Annotated in this window: 13 protein-coding genes and 1 tRNA gene; 7 read left to right on the top strand and 7 right to left on the bottom strand. The window is 72.3% G+C overall.

Annotation, left to right across the window (positions count from 1 at the left end):
- Window position 1: 1 nt before the first annotated feature.
- The 5 genes from KUM03_RS00525 to fhaA all read right to left on the bottom strand — a co-directional run bounded on the left by KUM03_RS00525 (window position 2) and on the right by fhaA (window position 6,079).
- Window positions 2-1,474: a penicillin-binding protein 2 gene (locus tag KUM03_RS00525; protein ID WP_217244810.1), complete on the bottom strand. Its 1,473-nt coding sequence runs from the start codon at window positions 1,472-1,474 to the stop codon at window positions 2-4.
- Window positions 1,471-2,907, bottom strand: coding sequence for an FtsW/RodA/SpoVE family cell cycle protein (locus KUM03_RS00520; protein WP_217244809.1), 1,437 nt, complete (start codon window positions 2,905-2,907; stop codon window positions 1,471-1,473). Before KUM03_RS00520 ends, KUM03_RS00525 begins: the two co-directional genes overlap by 4 nt.
- 27 nt (window positions 2,908-2,934) lie before the next feature.
- Window positions 2,935-4,512, bottom strand: coding sequence for a Stp1/IreP family PP2C-type Ser/Thr phosphatase (locus KUM03_RS00515; RefSeq protein WP_217244840.1), 1,578 nt, complete (start codon window positions 4,510-4,512; stop codon window positions 2,935-2,937).
- Between the two features lie 144 nt (window positions 4,513-4,656).
- The gene (fhaB, locus tag KUM03_RS00510; RefSeq protein ID WP_217244808.1) at window positions 4,657-5,175 is read right to left on the bottom strand and encodes an antibiotic biosynthesis regulator FhaB; all 519 of its coding nucleotides are present in this window, start codon (window positions 5,173-5,175) and stop codon (window positions 4,657-4,659) included.
- 10 nt (window positions 5,176-5,185) lie between these two features.
- Complete coding sequence (gene fhaA, locus KUM03_RS00505; protein ID WP_217244807.1) at window positions 5,186-6,079, bottom strand: antibiotic biosynthesis regulator FhaA; 894 nt, start codon at window positions 6,077-6,079, stop codon at window positions 5,186-5,188.
- Window positions 6,080-6,573: 494 nt separating this feature from the next.
- Here fhaA and KUM03_RS00500 point away from each other — a divergent pair.
- Window positions 6,574-6,660: transfer RNA gene (locus KUM03_RS00500), tRNA-Leu, on the top strand.
- 87 nt (window positions 6,661-6,747) lie between these two features.
- Here KUM03_RS00500 and KUM03_RS00495 read toward each other — a convergent pair.
- A complete protein-coding gene (locus KUM03_RS00495) occupies window positions 6,748-7,623 on the bottom strand; it encodes a carbohydrate-binding protein (protein WP_217244806.1) in 876 nt (291 codons plus the stop codon).
- Window positions 7,624-8,292: 669 nt separating this feature from the next.
- On the opposite strand from KUM03_RS00495, the gene KUM03_RS00490 reads away from it, so the two are divergent.
- The 6 genes from KUM03_RS00490 to KUM03_RS00465 all read left to right on the top strand — a co-directional run bounded on the left by KUM03_RS00490 (window position 8,293) and on the right by KUM03_RS00465 (window position 14,169).
- The gene (locus KUM03_RS00490) at window positions 8,293-9,786 is read left to right on the top strand and encodes a DUF2252 domain-containing protein (RefSeq protein ID WP_217244805.1); all 1,494 of its coding nucleotides are present in this window, start codon (window positions 8,293-8,295) and stop codon (window positions 9,784-9,786) included.
- Window positions 9,787-9,845: 59 nt separating this feature from the next.
- A complete protein-coding gene (locus KUM03_RS00485; protein WP_217244804.1) occupies window positions 9,846-10,661 on the top strand; it encodes a hypothetical protein in 816 nt (271 codons plus the stop codon).
- A gap of 49 nt (window positions 10,662-10,710) precedes the next feature.
- The gene (locus KUM03_RS00480) at window positions 10,711-11,040 is read left to right on the top strand and encodes a rhodanese-like domain-containing protein (protein WP_217244839.1); all 330 of its coding nucleotides are present in this window, start codon (window positions 10,711-10,713) and stop codon (window positions 11,038-11,040) included.
- Between the two features lie 188 nt (window positions 11,041-11,228).
- A complete protein-coding gene (locus tag KUM03_RS00475; RefSeq protein ID WP_217244803.1) occupies window positions 11,229-12,053 on the top strand; it encodes a DUF5819 family protein in 825 nt (274 codons plus the stop codon).
- Window positions 12,050-13,399 carry an HTTM domain-containing protein gene (locus tag KUM03_RS00470; protein ID WP_217244802.1) on the top strand — a complete coding sequence of 450 codons (1,350 nt, stop codon included), beginning with the start codon at window positions 12,050-12,052 and terminating at the stop codon, window positions 13,397-13,399. The genes KUM03_RS00475 and KUM03_RS00470 overlap by 4 nt, the downstream gene beginning before the upstream one ends.
- Window positions 13,396-14,169, top strand: a complete 774-nt coding sequence (locus tag KUM03_RS00465; RefSeq protein WP_217244801.1) for an RNA methyltransferase — start codon at window positions 13,396-13,398, stop codon at window positions 14,167-14,169. Before KUM03_RS00470 ends, KUM03_RS00465 begins: the two co-directional genes overlap by 4 nt.
- Here KUM03_RS00465 and paaN read toward each other — a convergent pair.
- Window positions 14,166-15,857, bottom strand: coding sequence for a phenylacetic acid degradation protein PaaN (gene paaN, locus KUM03_RS00460; RefSeq protein WP_217244800.1), 1,692 nt, complete (start codon window positions 15,855-15,857; stop codon window positions 14,166-14,168). The two genes, KUM03_RS00465 and paaN, sit on opposite strands and share 4 nt — an antisense overlap.
- Window positions 15,858-16,022 lie beyond the last annotated feature (165 nt).

The raw sequence follows: 16,022 nt of genomic DNA, 5'->3' as shown, positions 1-16,022 counted from the left end.
GTCACTTCTTGCTCTCCAGAACGGCCTCCATCACGTTCTTGGCGATCGGAGCCGCGAGGCCGCCGCCGGAGATGTCGTCGCGGTTGGCGTTCTCGTCCTCGATCACCACGGCGACGGCGACGGGCGAGCTGCCGTCCTCGGCCTTGGCGTAGGAGATGAACCAGGCGTAGGGGTTCTCGCTGTTGTCGACGCCGTGCTGTGCGGTGCCGGTCTTTCCGCCCACGGTGACGCCGTCGATCTTGGCGTTGGTTCCCGTGCCGTCCTCGACGACGGTCTCCATCATGGACTGGAGGATCTGGGCGTTGTCCGCGGACAGCGGCTCGCTCATCTCCTCGGGGTCGGTCTTCTCGATGGTGTCGAGGTTGGGCGCCTGGAGCTCGTCGACCATGTACGGCTTCATCAGGGTGCCGTTGTTGGCGATGGCCGAGGTGACCATGGCCATCTGCAGCGGGGTCGCGGCGGTGTTGTACTGGCCGATGGCGGAGAGCGCGGTCTGCGACTTGTTCATGTCGTCGGAGAAGACGGAGGCGCTGGAGCGGACGGGGACGAACTGCTCCTCGTTGAAGCCGAACTTCTCGGCGGTCTCCAGCATCTGGTCGTTGCCGAGGTCGGAGCCGATCTTGCCGAAGACGGTGTTGCAGGACACCCGCAGTGCCTCGCGGAGGGTGGCGTCCTCGCAGGGGAGGTCGCCCTCGTTGGGCAGTTCGGTGGTGGTGCCGGGCATGGTCCAGGGCAGCGGGGAGTCGGTCTTGTCGTCCGCCGAGTCGTACAGGCCGTGCTCCAGGGCGGCGGCCGCGGTGAGCACCTTGAAGGTGGAGCCGGGCGGGTAGACCTCGCGCAGGGCGCGGTTGAGCATCGGGTCGTCGGGGTTGTTCTTCTTCTGGAGCCTGTTCCAGGCCTCGCCGGCCGCTCCGTCGCTGCCCGCGATGGCGGTGGGGTCGTACGAGGGGTAGGAGGCCATCGAGAGGATCTTGCCGGTGGACGGTTCGATCGCGACGACGGCGCCCTTGCCGCCCTGCTTCTTCAGTCCGTCGTAGGCGGCTTTCTGGGCGGCGCTGTTGAGGGTGGTGACGACGTTGCCGCCCTCGCGCTTCTTGCCGGTGATCATGTCGAGGGTGTTGCGGAAGAAGAGCCGGTCGTCGTTGCCGGTGAGGATGCCGTCGTTGATCGCTTCGAGCTGGGTGGCGCCGTAGGCCTGGGAGACGTAGCCGGTGACGGGCGCCCACATGGCGCCGTCCTTGTAGGTGCGCTTGTACTTGAAGTCGCCCTCGGTGGTGGCGTGGCCGGTGATGGCCTTGCCGTCGACGATGATGTCGCCGCGGGGGCTGGCGTACCGCTCGATGGCGACGCGGCGGTTGTGCTCGTCCTCCTTGAGCTCGTCGGCCTGGACGTACTGGAGCCAGTTGTCGCGGATGAGCAGGGTGAGGACGAGGAGGCCGCAGAAGATCGCGATGCGGCGCAGGGGCTTGTTCACGGGCGGACCACCTGGGTCATCTCGGCGTCGGGGTTCGCGGGTGCCGCGGGTGCGGGTCTGCGAGCCGTGTCGCTGATGCGCAGCAGGATGCCGATCAGGGCCCAGTTGGCGATGACGGAGGAGCCTCCGTACGCCAGGAAGGGCATGGTCATGCCGGTGAGCGGGATGAGGCCCATGACGCCGCCGGCGACGACGAAGACCTGGAGGGCGAAGGCGCCGGAGAGGCCGATGGCGAGGAGCTTGCCGAAGGGGTCGCGGGCGGCGAGGGCGGTGCGTACGCCGCGTTCGACGATGAGGGCGTAGAGCAGGAGCAGTGCCATGAGGCCGGCGAGGCCGAGTTCCTCGCCGAAGGTGGCGAGGATGAAGTCGGAGTTGGCGGCGAACCGGATCAGTTCGGAGTGGCCCTGGCCCCAGCCGGTGCCGAGGGTGCCGCCGGAGCCGAACGCCCACAGGGCCTGCATGGCCTGCTCGGAGTGGCCGACCTGGCCGGCGCGGGAGAGCGTGTATTCCTTCATCGGGTCGAGCCAGGCGTCGACGCGCTGCTGGATGTGGGGTTCGAAGCTGGCGACGCCGACGGCGCCGACGGCGGACATCAGCAGGCCGAAGACGATCCAGCTGGTGCGCTCGGTGGCGACGTACAGCATGATCACGAACATGCCGAAGAACAGCAGCGAGGTGCCGAGGTCGGTCTCGAAGACCAGGATGAGGATCGAGACCATCCAGACGACGAGGATGGGGCCGAGGTCGCGGCCGCGGGGCAGGTAGAGGCCCATGAAGCGGCGGCTGGCGAGGGCGAGCGCGTCGCGCTTCACCATCAGGTAGCCGGCGAAGAAGATCGCGAGGACGATCTTGGCGAATTCTCCGGGCTGGATGGAGAAGGAGCCGACCTGGATCCAGATGCGGGCGCCGAAGACGTTCTTGCCGAGGCCCGGCACCAGCGGGAGCAGCAGCAGGATCAGGGCGCCGACCATGGAGATGTAGGTGTAGCGCTGAAGGACGCGGTGGTCCTTGAGGAAGATCAGCACGGCCACGAACAGGGCGATGCCCATCGCGGTGTAGAGCAGCTGGCGGGGTGCGGCGTTGCCGGCCTGGTCGATGGACTGGAGGAGTTCGGACTGGTCCAGGCGCCAGATGGCGACGAGGCCGAGTCCGTTGAGGAGGGTGGCCAGGGGCAGCATCAGCGGGTCCGCGTAGGGCGCGAACTTGCGTACGACGAGGTGGCCGACGCCGGCCAGGAGGCCGAGGCCGAGGCCGTAGCTCAGCAGGCCGGCGGGTACCTCGTCGTTGATGGCCAGTCCCACGTTGGCGTACGCGAAGACCGGGATGAGGACGGCGAACACGAGCAGTGCCAGCTCGGTGTTGCGCCGGCTCGGCGCGCCGATGGCGCCGATCGTGGACGTGTGGTGCGTCGGCGAGTTGGAAGTACTGCTCATCGGATGACGGTGCCTCTCACGGCTTGCCTACTGCTTACCGCACAGCGAGACGACCTTCTGTTCTTCCTCCGAGAGGGTCGGTCCTGAGCCTGGAGTGGGTGCGGTCGTGGACGGGGACTCGGACGATTCTGGTGCCTTCGGCGATCCCGAGGGGTTCGGGGTCGGTGAGGCCTTGGACGTGAAGGAGGCGGGAGTGGTTCCCGTGGTGCCTCCGGCCTGGCCCTGGCCCGTCTTCGCGTTCTGCTCGTTCTTGGCGTCCTGCTCGTTCTTCGCGTTCTGCGCGGCGCGGCGCTCGGCCTGCTTCTTGCAGGCGGAGGCCTGGACCGCCAGTTCCTCGATCTTGGCGCGCGCGTCGGCGAGGTCGCCTTCGGGCATGGTGGCCTCGACCAGTTTCTGCTGGTAGGGCGGCAGGTACTTGAGTTCGATCTCGGGGTGGTCCTTCTGGACCTTGGAGAGCGAGACCCAGGCGAGATCCTGGCTGATGCCCCGGTACAGCGCGAGGTGGTCGTCCTTGGTGCCGACGTAGTACTGGGTCTGGGTCCAGCGCCAGCCGCCGTACATGCCGCCGCCGATGACGGCGAGGGCGAGCACCGTGTAGAGGGATCTCTTGAGCCACTTGCGGTTCTTGCGGGGTTTGACGAAGTCGTCGGGGCCGTAGTCGTCGAAGTCGCCGGCGGGGATGAAGCCGGTGGTGTCGCCGCTGCCGGGCGGGCCGAACTCGCCGCCTCCGCCGTGCCGGCCGCCGCCCTGGCGGCCGAGGCCGGCGGCGCGGCCCGCCGGGGTCTGCATGATGCCGTTGTCGCCGAACTGGGCCTGGTTCTCGGCGACGGCGCCGACCACGACCGGGGTGTCGGACAGCTGCCCGGCGAGGGTGTCGCCGGTGTCGAGGTCGAGGACGTCGGCGACGATGACGGTGATGTTGTCGGGGCCACCGCCGCGCAGGGCGAGCTGGATCAGCTCCTGCACGGTCTCCTGGGGGCCCTGGTAGCTGGCGAGGGTGTCCTCCATCGTCTGGTGGGAGACGACGCCGGACAGTCCGTCGGAGCAGATGAGGTAGCGGTCGCCGGCCCTCACCTCGCGGATGGACAGGTCGGGTTCGACGTGGTCGCCGCTGCCGAGGGCCCGCATCAGCAGGGAGCGCTGGGGGTGGGTGCCCGCCTCCTCCTCGGTGATGCGGCCCTCGTCGACCAGGCGCTGCACCCAGGTGTGGTCCTGCGTGATCTGGGTGAGGACGCCGTCGCGCAGGAGGTAGGCGCGGGAGTCGCCGACGTGGACGAGGCCGAGGCGCTGGCCGGTCCACAGCAGGGCGGTGAGGGTGGTGCCCATGCCCTCCAGGGCGGGGTCCTCCTCGACCATCTGCCGCAGCTGGTCGTTGGCGCGCTGGACGGCGTGGCCGAGGGAGGTGAGGACGTCGGAGCCGGGCACGTCGTCGTCGAGGGCGACGATGGTGGAGATCACCTCGGAGGAGGCGACCTCGCCGGCGGCCTGGCCGCCCATGCCGTCGGCGATGGCGAGCAGGCGGGGACCGGCGTAACCGGAGTCCTCGTTGCCCTCCCGGATCATGCCCTTGTGGGAACCGGCGGCGAAGCGCAGTGACAGACTCATGCGCACCTCGCCCGTCGGCTGCTCCGGGTACAGCCGGTCGTGTCGAGCCACACTGCCCACCCTCCGGTCGGGAGCGCGCCGGGGCCCGGGGTGCCGGCCGCCGGTGCGTGCTCGCTCCGCTCGCGCTCAATCATTGGTGTAGCACTACTTCCGCAGCTCGATGACGGTCTTGCCGATGCGGATCGGCGCACCCGGGCCAATCGGTGTGGGGGTCGTCAGCCGGGACCGGTCCAGGTAGGTGCCGTTGGTGGAGCCCAGGTCCTCGACGATCCACTGACCGTTCTGGTCCGGGTAGATCCTGGCATGGCGGCTGGAGGCGTAGTCGTCGTCCAGCACGATCGTCGAGTCGTGTGCCCGGCCGAGCGTGATGGTCTGGCCCTGGAGGGCAACGGTGGTGCCGGTGAGGGTGCCTTCCGTCACGACCAGTTTGGTGGGGGCGCCCCGGCGTCCCCGGCCGCCGCCCTGCTGCTGGCGCTGCGGTGGTGGCGCCTGGCTCTGGCGCGCGGCGGCCTGCTGCGGCCGGTCGGCGCCGCGCCGCGCTCCGCGCTGGGTGACCCGCGTGCCGAACAGGTCGCTGCGGATGACCTGCACGGCCACGATCACGAACAGCCACAGTACGGCCAGGAAACCCAGCCGCATGACCGTGAGGGTCAGCTCTGACATTGCCCCCGGATCACCCTTCGGCTTGCCTATAGATAACGGTGGTGCTGCCCACGACGATCCGCGAGCCGTCGCGGAGCGTAGCGCGGGTGGTGTGCTGCCCGTCCACCACGATGCCGTTGGTGGACCCGAGATCCTGGATCGTCGAGGGCGTTCCGGTCCGGATCTCGCAGTGCCGGCGGGAGACGCCGGGGTCGTCGATCCGCACGTCGGCTTCGGTGCTGCGGCCCATCACGAGCGTCGCGCGGGAGATCTGATGGCGGGTGCCGTTGATCTCGATCCAGTGGCGGGTGCGTCCGCCGGCCGCGGGTGCGGCCGGGGGCTGCTGGCCGCCCGCGGGCTGCGGGTAGCCGTATCCGCCGGGGCGGCCGCCGGGCGGCGGCGCGGACGGCATGGGCGGGGCGCCGGCGGGGGCGGCGGGCGGCGGGTAGCCGTAGCCACCGCCGTTTCCGGCGCCGGATCCGCCGGGGCGTCCGGCCGGGGAGGGGGGCGCGGCGGGTCCGGTGGGTGCCGGGCCGCCCTGGTGGCTGCTGGAGGAGGCGAGCGTGCGGCTGCGCACCCGGTACAGGCCGGTGTCGAGGTCGTCCGCCTTCTCCAGGTGGACCTTGATCGGTCCCATGAAGGTGTAGCGCTGCTGCTTGGCGTAGTCGCGGACCATGCCGGCGAGCTCGTCGCCGAGCTGGCCGGAGTAGGGGCTGAGGCGCTCGAAGTCGGGCGTGCTCAGCTCCACGATGAAGTCATTGGGTACGACGGTGCGGTCCCGGTTCCAGATGGTCGCGTTGTTGTCGCATTCGCGCTGGAGCGCTCCCGCGATCTCCACGGGCTGCACCTCGGACTTGAACACCTTCGCGAAGGTGCCGTTGACCAGACCTTCGAGACGCTGCTCGAACTTCTTCAGGACTCCCATGGGGCACCTCCTCCGTCGCTGCCGTCCTGTCCGCTGCCTTGCGTACTGCTGTTTCGCGTACTGCTTTCCTGCGTACTTCCCGCGTGCGTACCGCTCACGCGCGCACTGTCCACCTGGTACTGCTTACTGATCGTATCCACGCGCCGGTCGATCGGCTGGTTCCCCCTGTCGGCCCGGTCGACGGTGTCGACGCCTCCCGGTGCCTCCCGGTGCCTCCGGGTACTCATGCCCAGGATCGTAGAGGCGGCCGCAGACCAGTGTCCCGCACCCGGCCGTCGACCCCCACCGGCTCCTGGGCGGATGCGCCGGACCGGTACGAGGTTGATACGTGAACGGCCGGCGGCCGGGACGAGTGCCCGAAGGAGGGCGGGCGTCCCGGTTCCCCTGCCCTTCACCGCTGGGAAAGGGATGTGAATCCACCCCGTACAGCGTGCTAATGTTCTCGTGTCGGAAGGCGCCGGACCGCAAGGAAAGGCCCCGAGGACACACCCAATGCGCGGGTGGCGGAATAGGCAGACGCGCTGGATTCAGGTTCCAGTGCCCGCAAGGGCGTGGGGGTTCAACTCCCCCCTCGCGCACCAGCCGGAAGCCCCCCAGGTCTCGGACCTGGGGGGCTTCCGCATGTTCGGACGCCGGGCCGTGGGGTGCCGGATGCTGTGAGGAAGGTCTCAGGGCTCGCGGCGCCACAGCGCGGGCACGTTGGGCGGCTCCCAGCCGGCCAACGAGGTGTGCGCCTGGAGACAGCGGTAGCCGCCACCGCCGTACGTCACCCGGTCCCCGGCCGCGTAGGAACGGCCGGCCGCCCAGGTGCCGCCCGGGGGGTCGGTGGGCGGGTCGGTGGGGTCCGGGCCAGGGCCGCCGTCCACGTTCAGGACGAAGTCGAAGGTGGCCTCCTTGCCGCCGCCGGCGTCGCGGACGTTCATCAGCAGCGCCGGGTCGAAGAGCGCGTCCGTGCTGTTGCGGGGCTCGCCGGGGAAGTACAGCTGGGTGGTCAGCACGGGCTCGCCGGGCGCCTGCGCCTTGACGTGGATGTGCCGGGTGCGGCCCGGATAGAGGCCGGGGACGATCGTGCGCAGGGTGAACGCGCCGGAGGCGTCGGTGAACTGGTGGCCCCTAAAGCGGTACCCGGCCATGTCGTAGGCGCCCGCGTCGTCGGCCTGCCAGAAGTCCAGGAGCACGCCGGTCAGCGGGACGCAGTTGCGGCCGAAGACGTAACCGCTGACGGTCAGCGGGGTCCCCGGGGTGCCGGGTGTCACCAGGTCGGTGCGGAGCGGGGAGTTCGGTTTGAAGTAGGGGCCCTCCATCTGGTCGGGCGTCGGGTCGTCGCCGTCGTCGCAGTAGGGGGTCGGCGGCAGGGTCCGGCCGGTGGAGCCGCGGGCGGCGTCCCGGGCCAGCGCGATCGAGCCGGTGGCGATCAGCGGGACGGCGGCGCCTGCGGCTACGGCCGCCCTGAGCAGCGTCTTGCGGCTGACGCCGCGGTCGGGGGCGGGGCCCGGGCCGGGTTCGTCGGGGGCGGCGGGGGAGGTGGGGGCGTCGGAGGTCATGGCGGTTCCTCGGTCTCCTCGGTGGGGTGGTCCCTGGGGAAGCTGGGCGGGACGTGCGGCAGCCGGGACGTCGGGACAGGGAGCGCGCCCGCCGGCGCGGGGCAGGCTGCTGTCGTTGCTTCGACGGGCGCGCTCCGTGGTGATCGCTGGAAACCGTAGGCGCGGCGGCCGGGGCCCGGGCACCTCCTGTTTCGCCCTCTGGCCGGCGTTATGCGGGGCTGGTGGGGGCGTTCGCGGGGCGGGCGCGCGACGGTTGCGCGTCAGGGGCGGGCGCAGTGGGGGCGCCTGTGCGGTGGTGGCCGGGGGCGGGATGGCCCAGGTGGGTGGGGTGGGGCGGGCCGTACGCACGGGTGGGGCGGGCCGTACGCGCGGGTGGTGCGGGAGGCGGCGTGTACGGACGGTTCGTGCGGCGGTACGGTCGTGGCGCGTTGACGCCGGGCTGATGAGGCCGGGTGAGGCCGGGGCCTGGTGAGGCCGGGTCCGGGTGGGCTCGGGGACTGCCGGGCTTGGGGCCTGCCGGGCTTGCGGTGTGGCTCCGGTCTGGGCGGCGGTCCGGGCGCGGGTGCGGCGCCGGTTCGGGCCCGGTTCGGGCGGTGGCTCAGGTGCCGGTTGCCGGTACGGCTCGGGCGGGCGGGACGGCTCAGGTACGAGGACGGGGAGGTCGGCCGGATGGCCGAGGCGATGACGGGGACGCGCGGCGCGGCGGACGAGGCCGGTGCGGTGGACGTGGGGGATGTGGTGAATGTGGTGGATGCGGCGGGCGGCGCTGAGGGAGGCGTCGGCCGAGTGCCGGACGTGCCCGGGTTCGCGCGGTGGCCCGGCGGCGGTTCGCCGAAGGCGGAGGGCAAGGCGCTGCGCACGCGCGTCCCGCGGTCCGCGCACGCCGCGCTCGACCTGGACGGCTCCCGCCCGGACGCGGTGAGCGCGGTCGAGGAGTCCAACCGCGGCCGGATACCCGGGCTCACCCCCATACGCGCGGGCCGGATGGCGGCCACGCCGTTCGCCTTCCTGCGCGGGTCGGCCGGGCTGATGGCGTACGACCTGGCGCGCACCCCGGTGACCGGCATCGGCGCGCAGATCTGCGGCGACGCGCACGCCGCCAACTTCGGCCTCTACGGCGACGCCCGCGGCGGCCTCGTCATCGACCTGAACGACTTCGACGAGACCGTGCACGGCCCCTGGGAGTGGGACCTCAAGCGGCTCGCCGCCTCGATCGTCCTCGCGGGCCGGGAGGCCGGCGCCGACGAGGACACCTGCCGCGAGGCCGCCCACGACGCGGCCGGCGCCTACCGGCGCACCATGCGGCTGCTGGCGAAGCTTCCCGCGCTGGACGCCTGGAACGCCATCGCGGACGAGGAACTGGTCTCCCACACCGACGCCCACGACCTGCTCGGCACTCTGGAACGGGTCTCCGAGAAGGCCCGCGCCAACACCAGTGGACGTTTCGCCGCCAAGTCGACCGAGGCCACCGAGGACGGCGGACGGCGCTTCGTGGACGCCCCGCCGGTGCTGCGGCGCGTTCCGGCCGCCGAGGCCGCGTCGGTCGCGGCGGCCCTGGAGCCGTACCTGGCGACCCTCTCCGAGGACCGGCTCCCGCTGCTGGCCCGGTACGCGGTGCACGACGTCGCCTTCCGGGTCGTCGGCACCGGCAGCGTCGGTACGCGGTCGTACGTCGTACTGCTCCTGGACCACCGGGGCGAACCGCTCGTGCTCCAGGTGAAGGAGGCCCGGCCCTCCGCGCTGCTGGCCCACCTGGCGACCGCCGGGTTCGACGCCCCCGGGGCCGGGCACGAGGGGCGCCGGGTGGTGATGGGGCAGAAGCGGATGCAGGTGGTCAGCGACATCCTGCTGGGCTGGACCACGGTCGACGGGCGGCCCTTCCAGGTACGGCAGTTCCGCAACCGCAAGGGCAGCGTCGACGCCACCGCCCTGGCCGCCGACCAGATGGACGACTACGGCCGGATGACCGGCGCCCTGCTGGCCCGCGCCCACGCGCACAGCGCCGACCCGCGGCTGATCGCCGGCTACTGCGGCAAGAACGGCGAGCTGGACGAGGCGGTGGCCGCCTTCGCCGTGGCCTACGCCGACCGCACGGAGGCCGACCACGCCGTACTGCTCGCCGCCGTGCGGACCGGACGGGTCGCGGCGGAGCTGGGGGTGTGAGGGGAGCGCCGGGGACCGCGCGGGCGGCTTCCCCGGCCCGCAGGCCCTAGGCTGGTCGGGTGACGACGCCCGAAGCTGAGCCCGAGCAGGGGGGTGCGCCGCGTCCCGAGGAACGGCTGGAGAAGGCCGTACGGGCCGCCGAGCAGGCACTCATCGAGTACGAGATCGCGCTGGAGACCTTCCGCGTGGAGGTGGAGAACTTCTCCCGCCTGCACGAGCAGCGGCTCGGACCGGTGTACGCGCGCCTGGAGGAGCTGGAGGCGCAGATCCTGGAGGCCCGGGCCGCCCGCACCGGTGACGCCGAGGACCGGCGCCGGGCCGACGAGGCACGGGCCCGGCTGATGCCCATCCCCGGGGTCGAGGAGCTGCTGCACGGCTGGATGGACGGGGACGGGCTGTTCCCGGAGGCCACGGCGATGCTCACGGACCAGGCGGTACGCCCCCCGCAGCGGGTGCGGCCGAGCGAGGAGGCCCGCAAGCTCTACCGCGAGCTGGCCCGCAAGGCCCACCCCGACCTGGCGCAGGAGGAGGACGAGCGGGCCCGGCGCGAGGAGTTCATCACCCGGGTCAACGCCGCCTACGCCCGTGGTGACGCGGACGCGCTGCGGGAGCTGGCCGAGGAGTGGGCCGCGGGGCCGGTGCCCGAGCGGCGCCCGAGCCGGGGCGAGGAGCTGTACGCCCGCCTCGAATGGCTCGACCGGCGCAAGGAGATGCTCACGCTGCTCGCCAAGGAGCTGGAGGAGAGCGCGATCGGCGGCATGCTGCGGCTGGCCCCGGACGATCCCGACCGGCTGCTGGAGGAGATCGCCGAACAGCTCGCGGCCCAGGTGCGGGAGCGCGAGGCGGAGCTGGCCGCGGCGCTCGGGCAGGACTGAGCCGGGCGGTGGCTCCGGTAGCGTCTGGGGCATGAGTTTCGGAGCTGGTGTGCCCACGGTCGAGGTCACGGACCTCAAGGACGGCGACTTCCTGCTGGACGTCCGCGAGGACGACGAGTGGCAGGCGGGTCACGCCGCCGGGGCGCTGCACATTCCCATCAGCGAGTTCGTCGCCCGGTACGGTGAGCTGACCGACGCCGCGCCGCAGGACGGCCGTGTCCACGTGATCTGCCGCTCCGGCGGCCGTTCGGCCCAGGTCACCATGTACCTGGTCCAGCAGGGCATCGACGCCGTGAACGTCGACGGCGGCATGCAGGTGTGGGCGGCGGCCGGGCGGCCCGTGGTGGACGGCAAGGGCGAGCCGGGGCACGTCGTCTAGGGGGCAGGCCCTGGCCCGTCCCGCCGGTGTGGTGTCGCCCACGGTGCGGTCGGTCCGCCGGGGGCTGTGCGGGCGGCCGGTCCTGAGTACCGTTCCCGTTCGAACGTCACCGAGCAGCCGCACCAGTGGTGCGCGGGCGCCCCGTGGCGGGGCGGGCGGAACGAGGATCAGGACCGGAACGGGGCGGAATGGACGCGTACGACACAGGCTCGGACGCCCGGCAGGGGCGGGGAGACGATCAGGACGTCCCGGCCGGACCGGGTGGACCGGGCGGACCGGGCGGACCGGGCGGCGACACCGGTGAGGCGGGGACCGCCGGGCCCGCACAGCCCGCCGAGCCCCCCGAGCCCCGCACCGGTGTGGCCGCGCTCTCCCCGCGCTACCAGGTCGGTGCCGTGATCGCCCTCGCGGTCGTCGCCGTCGCCGTCTGCGCCCACCTGGGGCTGGTCTTCCTGCACGTGGCCCCGTCGAACACCCTCACCAAGCAGCACGGCGCCGCGGTGGACGAGTGGGTCTTCCCGGAGTTCGAACAGAACTGGAAGCTCTTCGCCCCCAATCCCCTCCAGCAGAACATCTCCGTCCAGGTCCGCGCCGAGGTGAGCACGCCGGACGGCGGCATACGCACCACCGGCTGGTACGACCTGTCCGCCGAGGACGGCCGGGCCATCGACGGCAACCCGGTGCCGAGCCACACCCAGCAGAACGAGCTCCGGCGGGCCTGGGACTTCTTCGTCGCCACCCACGACTCCGACGACCGTCCGGTGGGCCTGCGGGGCACGCTCTCCGAGTCCTATCTGCGGCGCATCGCGGTCCTGCGCCTGGAACGCAACGACGCCGCCGGTCCGGGCGGCGTGGTCGAGCGCGTCCAGTACCGCTCCCGGACCACCAATGTGGAGCCGCCCCCGTGGAGCGGGGTGAAGGTCTCCGACCGGCCGACCGTGCGCGAACTGCCCTGGTGGCCGGTGTCCGGCGAGGGTGAGGACGCCGCCGCGAAGAAAGAGGGTGCCGCGTGAACCGCATCGTCCTCTCCGTGTCCCGCGGCATCGCCCGCGTCACCGGTGGCGCGCTGGGCCCGTACCAGACGGCCGTGATCCGCATCGGCTTCAGCGTCACCTGGCTGCTGTTCCTGCTGCGTGAGCTGCCCCACCGCCACGAGCTGTACGGACCCGACAGCCCCTGGGGCCACGACCTCGCCGAGCAGCTGATCGCGGACAACGGCGCCTTCTCGGTGCTGATGTGGTCCGACGGGCGGGTCTGGTTCGAGATCGTCTACGCGCTGGCCGTGCTGAGCAGCGTGCTGCTCCTGCTGGGCTGGCGCACCCGGACCGTGTCCGTCCTCTTCATGGTCGGCGTGCTCTCCCTGCAGAACCGCAGCGTTTTCATGGGGGACGGCGGCGACAACGTCCTGCACCTGATGAGCATCTACCTGGTCCTCACGCGCTGCGGCCAGGTGTGGTCGCTGGACGCCCGCCGGGCGCGGCGCGCCGAGGAGGCCCGGGCGCGCGGCGAGCGGGTGGCGGACCGGGTCGGGCCGGTGCTGTGGTGCGTGTTCGGGTTCCTGCTGCTCACGGTGACGCTGGCGGGCGGGCTGGCCGGCGACTGGTTCGTCCCGGCGCTGCTGTGGGCGGTGTGGGTGGCGCAGGGCCTGTGGTGGGCCGTGGGGCGCGGCACCGGGAGCGGCGGGGGGAGCGGGCAGCCGCGCATCCTGCTCGACGTGGTCACCAACGTCGTGCACAACGGCGCCCTGGTAGTGATCATGGCGGAGGCCTGTCTGATCTACGCCACGGCGGGCTGGTACAAGATCCAGGGCTCGCGCTGGCAGGACGGCACCGCGGTCTTCTACCCGCTGCACCTGGACTACTTCTCGCCGTGGCCCGCGCTGTCCGACGTCCTGGCGTCCAGCGGCACGATGGTCATGCTCATGACCTACGGCACGGTCGCCGTGCAGGTCGCCTTCCCGTTCACGCTGTTCAACCGGCGGGTCAAGAACGTGCTGCTGGCCGCCATGATGACCGAGCACGCGGTGATCGCCGTGGTGCTGGGGCTGCCGTTCTTCTCGCTGGCGATGATCGCCGCCGACGCGGTCTTCCTGCCGACCTCCTTCCTGCGCCGGATGGGCGGCTGGGCGGTGCGCGGGCGGGACCGGCTGCTGCTCCTGCTGCCGGGTTCGCGGGCGGACGGGCTGCCGGCCGGGGGCGGGGACGGCGGTACGGCGACGGTGCCCGGGCCGCGTGCCCGCTCCGGCGGGACCGGCGCGTGGGAGACCGGTGCCCAGGCGGCCGGTGCCGGGGACAAGCGGGAGGCCGGTGCCGGGGACAAAGGGGGCCCCGATCACACGCACGTAGGCTTCGGGGCATGACCGACCCCGACCCGCTCGCCGACTGGCGCCGGTACGCCGGTGCCTGCGTGCTGCTCGACGGCTTCCACGCCCTCAAGCACGCGCTGCGCTTCGGTGCCGAGGTCCCCGTGGCCGTCACCGCCGACCGCACGGCGGCCCTGGCCCTCGCCGACGAGCTGGCACCCGACGTACGGTCCGCCCTGGACGGGCTGCTGACCGAGGTGGCGAGGGAGGCGTACGCCTCCCTGGTGCCGCGCCCGCACCCCACCGCGGTGGCCGCCCTGGCCGTACGGCCTTCCCGCGAGGCCGGACTGCGGGCGCTGGCGCACACGCCCCGGCGGGCGCCCGTGGTCGTCCTCGACCAGCCGCGCAACCTCGGCAACGCGGGGGCGGTGATCCGGCTGGCCGCCGGTTTCGGGGCGACCGGCGTCGTGACCACCGGCACCCTCGACCCGTGGCACCCCACGGTGGTGCGGGGCGGGGCGGGGCTGCACTTCGCGACCGTGGTGGAGCGGCTGGAGGTGGATCGGCTGCCGTCCGGGCCGCTGTTCGCGCTGGACCCGGAGGGCGAGGACATCCGCGGGCTGAAGCTGCCGGACGACGCGCTGCTCGCCTTCGGCTCCGAGCGCAGCGGGCTGTCGCCCGAACTGCGCGCGCGGGCCGACCACCTGGTGGCGCTGCCGATGCGCCCCCAGGTCTCCAGCTACAACCTCGCGACCAGTGTGGCCATGACGCTGTACCACTGGAGCGCGGGCGGGGCGCACCGCGCCTGTCCTGACCGGCCGTCCTAGGCGGGCCGGCGGACCTCCACCACCCGGAAGCGGTTGGCGACGAACGCTCCGTCGCACAGTGCCGCGTTGGCCGCCGGGTTGCCGCCCGAGCCGTGGAAGTCGGAGAATGCGGCCGTCTGGTTGACGTACACCCCGCCGGTGAGGTTGAGGGAGAGCTGGGCGGCCTCCTCCAGGCAGGCCTCCCGCACGGACTGCTCGACCTCCGGGTCGGTCGTGTACGCGCCCACCGTCATCGCGCCCTTCTCGCGGACGCTGTGGCGCAGCACCTGAACGGCGTGGTCGGCGGAGTCGACGGCGACGGCGAAGGAGACGGGGCCGAAGCACTCGCTGGTCCAGGCGGCCTCGTCGTCGGGCTTGGCGCCGTCCAGCTTGACGATCACCGGGGTGCGCACGACCGCGTCCGGGAACTCCGGGTTGGCCACCTCGCGGGAGGCGAGGGCGACCTCGCCGAGGCCGGCGGCGGCCTCCAGGCGGGCCTTGACGTCCGGGTTGACGATGGCGCCGAGCAGGGCGTTGGCGCGGGCGTCGTCGCCGAGGAGGCCCTCGACGGCTCGGGCGAGGTCGGCGGTCACCTCGTCGTAGGTCTTGGCGCCCTGGTCGGTGCGGATGCCGTCGCGGGGGATCAGCAGGTTCTGCGGGGTGGTGCACATCTGGCCGCTGTAGAGGGACAGCGAGAACGCCAGGTTGCCGAGCATGCCCTTGTAGTCGTCGGTCGATTCGACGATCACCGTGTTGACGCCGGCCTTCTCGGTGAAGACCTGGGCCTGACGGGCGTTGGCCTCCAGCCAGTCGCCGAAGGAGGTGGAGCCGGTGTAGTCGATGACCCGGATCTCCGGGCGGGTGGCCAGGGCCTTGGCGATGCCCTCGCCGGGGCGCTCGGCGGCCAGCGCGACCAGGTTCGGGTCGAAGCCTGCCTCGGTGAGGACGTCGCGGGCGACCCGCACGGTCATCGCGAGCGGCAGCACCGCGCGGGGGTGGGGCTTGACCAGGACCGCGTTGCCGGTGGCGAGGGAGGCGAACAGGCCCGGGTAGCCGTTCCAGGTCGGGAAGGTGTTGCAGCCGATGACCAGGCCGATGCCGCGTGGGACCGGCGTGAACGCCTTGGTCAGCGCGAGCGGGTCGCGCTTGCCCTGGGGCTTGGTCCACTCGGCCGTCCCGGGCGTGCGGGACTGCTCCGCGTACGCGTACGCCACCGCCTCCAGGCCGCGGTCCTGCGCGTGCGGGCCGCCCGCCTGGAAGGCCATCATGAAGGCCTGCCCGGAGGTGTGCATGACCGCCTGCGCGAACTCCATGGTGCGGTCCGCGATCCGCTTGAGGATCTCCAGGCAGACCATCGCCCGCAGCTCCGGGCCCGCGTCCCGCCACGCCCGCTGGCCCGCCTTCATGGCGGGCAGCAGCACGTCGAGGTCCGCGTGCGGGTACTCCACGCCCAGCTCGATCCCGTACGGGGAGACCTCGCCGCCGACCCAGTCGTCGGTGCCGGGCTGGCCGAGGTCGAGGCGGGTGCCGAGCAGGGCGTCGAAGGCGGCCTTGCCCGCGGCCGTGTCCAGGCTGCCGTTCTCCCCGTAGGCCTTGGGGTGCTCGGGGTGGGGGGACCAGTACGCGCGCGTGCGGATCGTCTCCAGCGCCTGGTCCAGGGTCGGCCGGTGCCGGTCGATCAGCTGGTGCGCGGTGAGTTCGGCGGCCATGCGGGACCAACTCCTCGTCTCTCCCGGACGCGCCGTCGACTCTCCGTCGAGTCCGGGACCTGGGGGGAAACCTGGGCAGAAACAGGCGGACACGGCTAGAGTAACCGAACGATCGGTCGGGACAAGGGGGACCGCCGCATCTGTGGAAAACCCCGTGCGGGAGGA

The sequence above is a fragment of the Streptomyces sp. AC602_WCS936 genome (assembly GCF_019049125.1).
Lineage (GTDB): Bacteria > Actinomycetota > Actinomycetes > Streptomycetales > Streptomycetaceae > Streptomyces.
The sequence above is the reverse complement of the archived record's forward strand: the minus strand, read 5'-3'. Positions and strand labels throughout refer to the sequence as shown.

Coding starts and splice junctions, on each gene's coding strand:
- KUM03_RS00495 (WP_217244806.1), bottom strand. CDS start 7,623: ATGACCTCCGACGCCCCCACCTCCCCCGCCGCCCCCGACGAACCCGGC.
- KUM03_RS00475 (WP_217244803.1), top strand. CDS start 11,229: ATGGACGCGTACGACACAGGCTCGGACGCCCGGCAGGGGCGGGGAGAC.
- KUM03_RS00520 (WP_217244809.1), bottom strand. CDS start 2,907: ATGAGCAGTACTTCCAACTCGCCGACGCACCACACGTCCACGATCGGC.
- KUM03_RS00490 (WP_217244805.1), top strand. CDS start 8,293: ATGGCCGAGGCGATGACGGGGACGCGCGGCGCGGCGGACGAGGCCGGT.
- KUM03_RS00465 (WP_217244801.1), top strand. CDS start 13,396: ATGACCGACCCCGACCCGCTCGCCGACTGGCGCCGGTACGCCGGTGCC.
- fhaA (WP_217244807.1), bottom strand. CDS start 6,079: ATGGGAGTCCTGAAGAAGTTCGAGCAGCGTCTCGAAGGTCTGGTCAAC.
- fhaB (WP_217244808.1), bottom strand. CDS start 5,175: ATGTCAGAGCTGACCCTCACGGTCATGCGGCTGGGTTTCCTGGCCGTA.
- KUM03_RS00515 (WP_217244840.1), bottom strand. CDS start 4,512: ATGAGTCTGTCACTGCGCTTCGCCGCCGGTTCCCACAAGGGCATGATC.
- paaN (WP_217244800.1), bottom strand. CDS start 15,857: ATGGCCGCCGAACTCACCGCGCACCAGCTGATCGACCGGCACCGGCCG.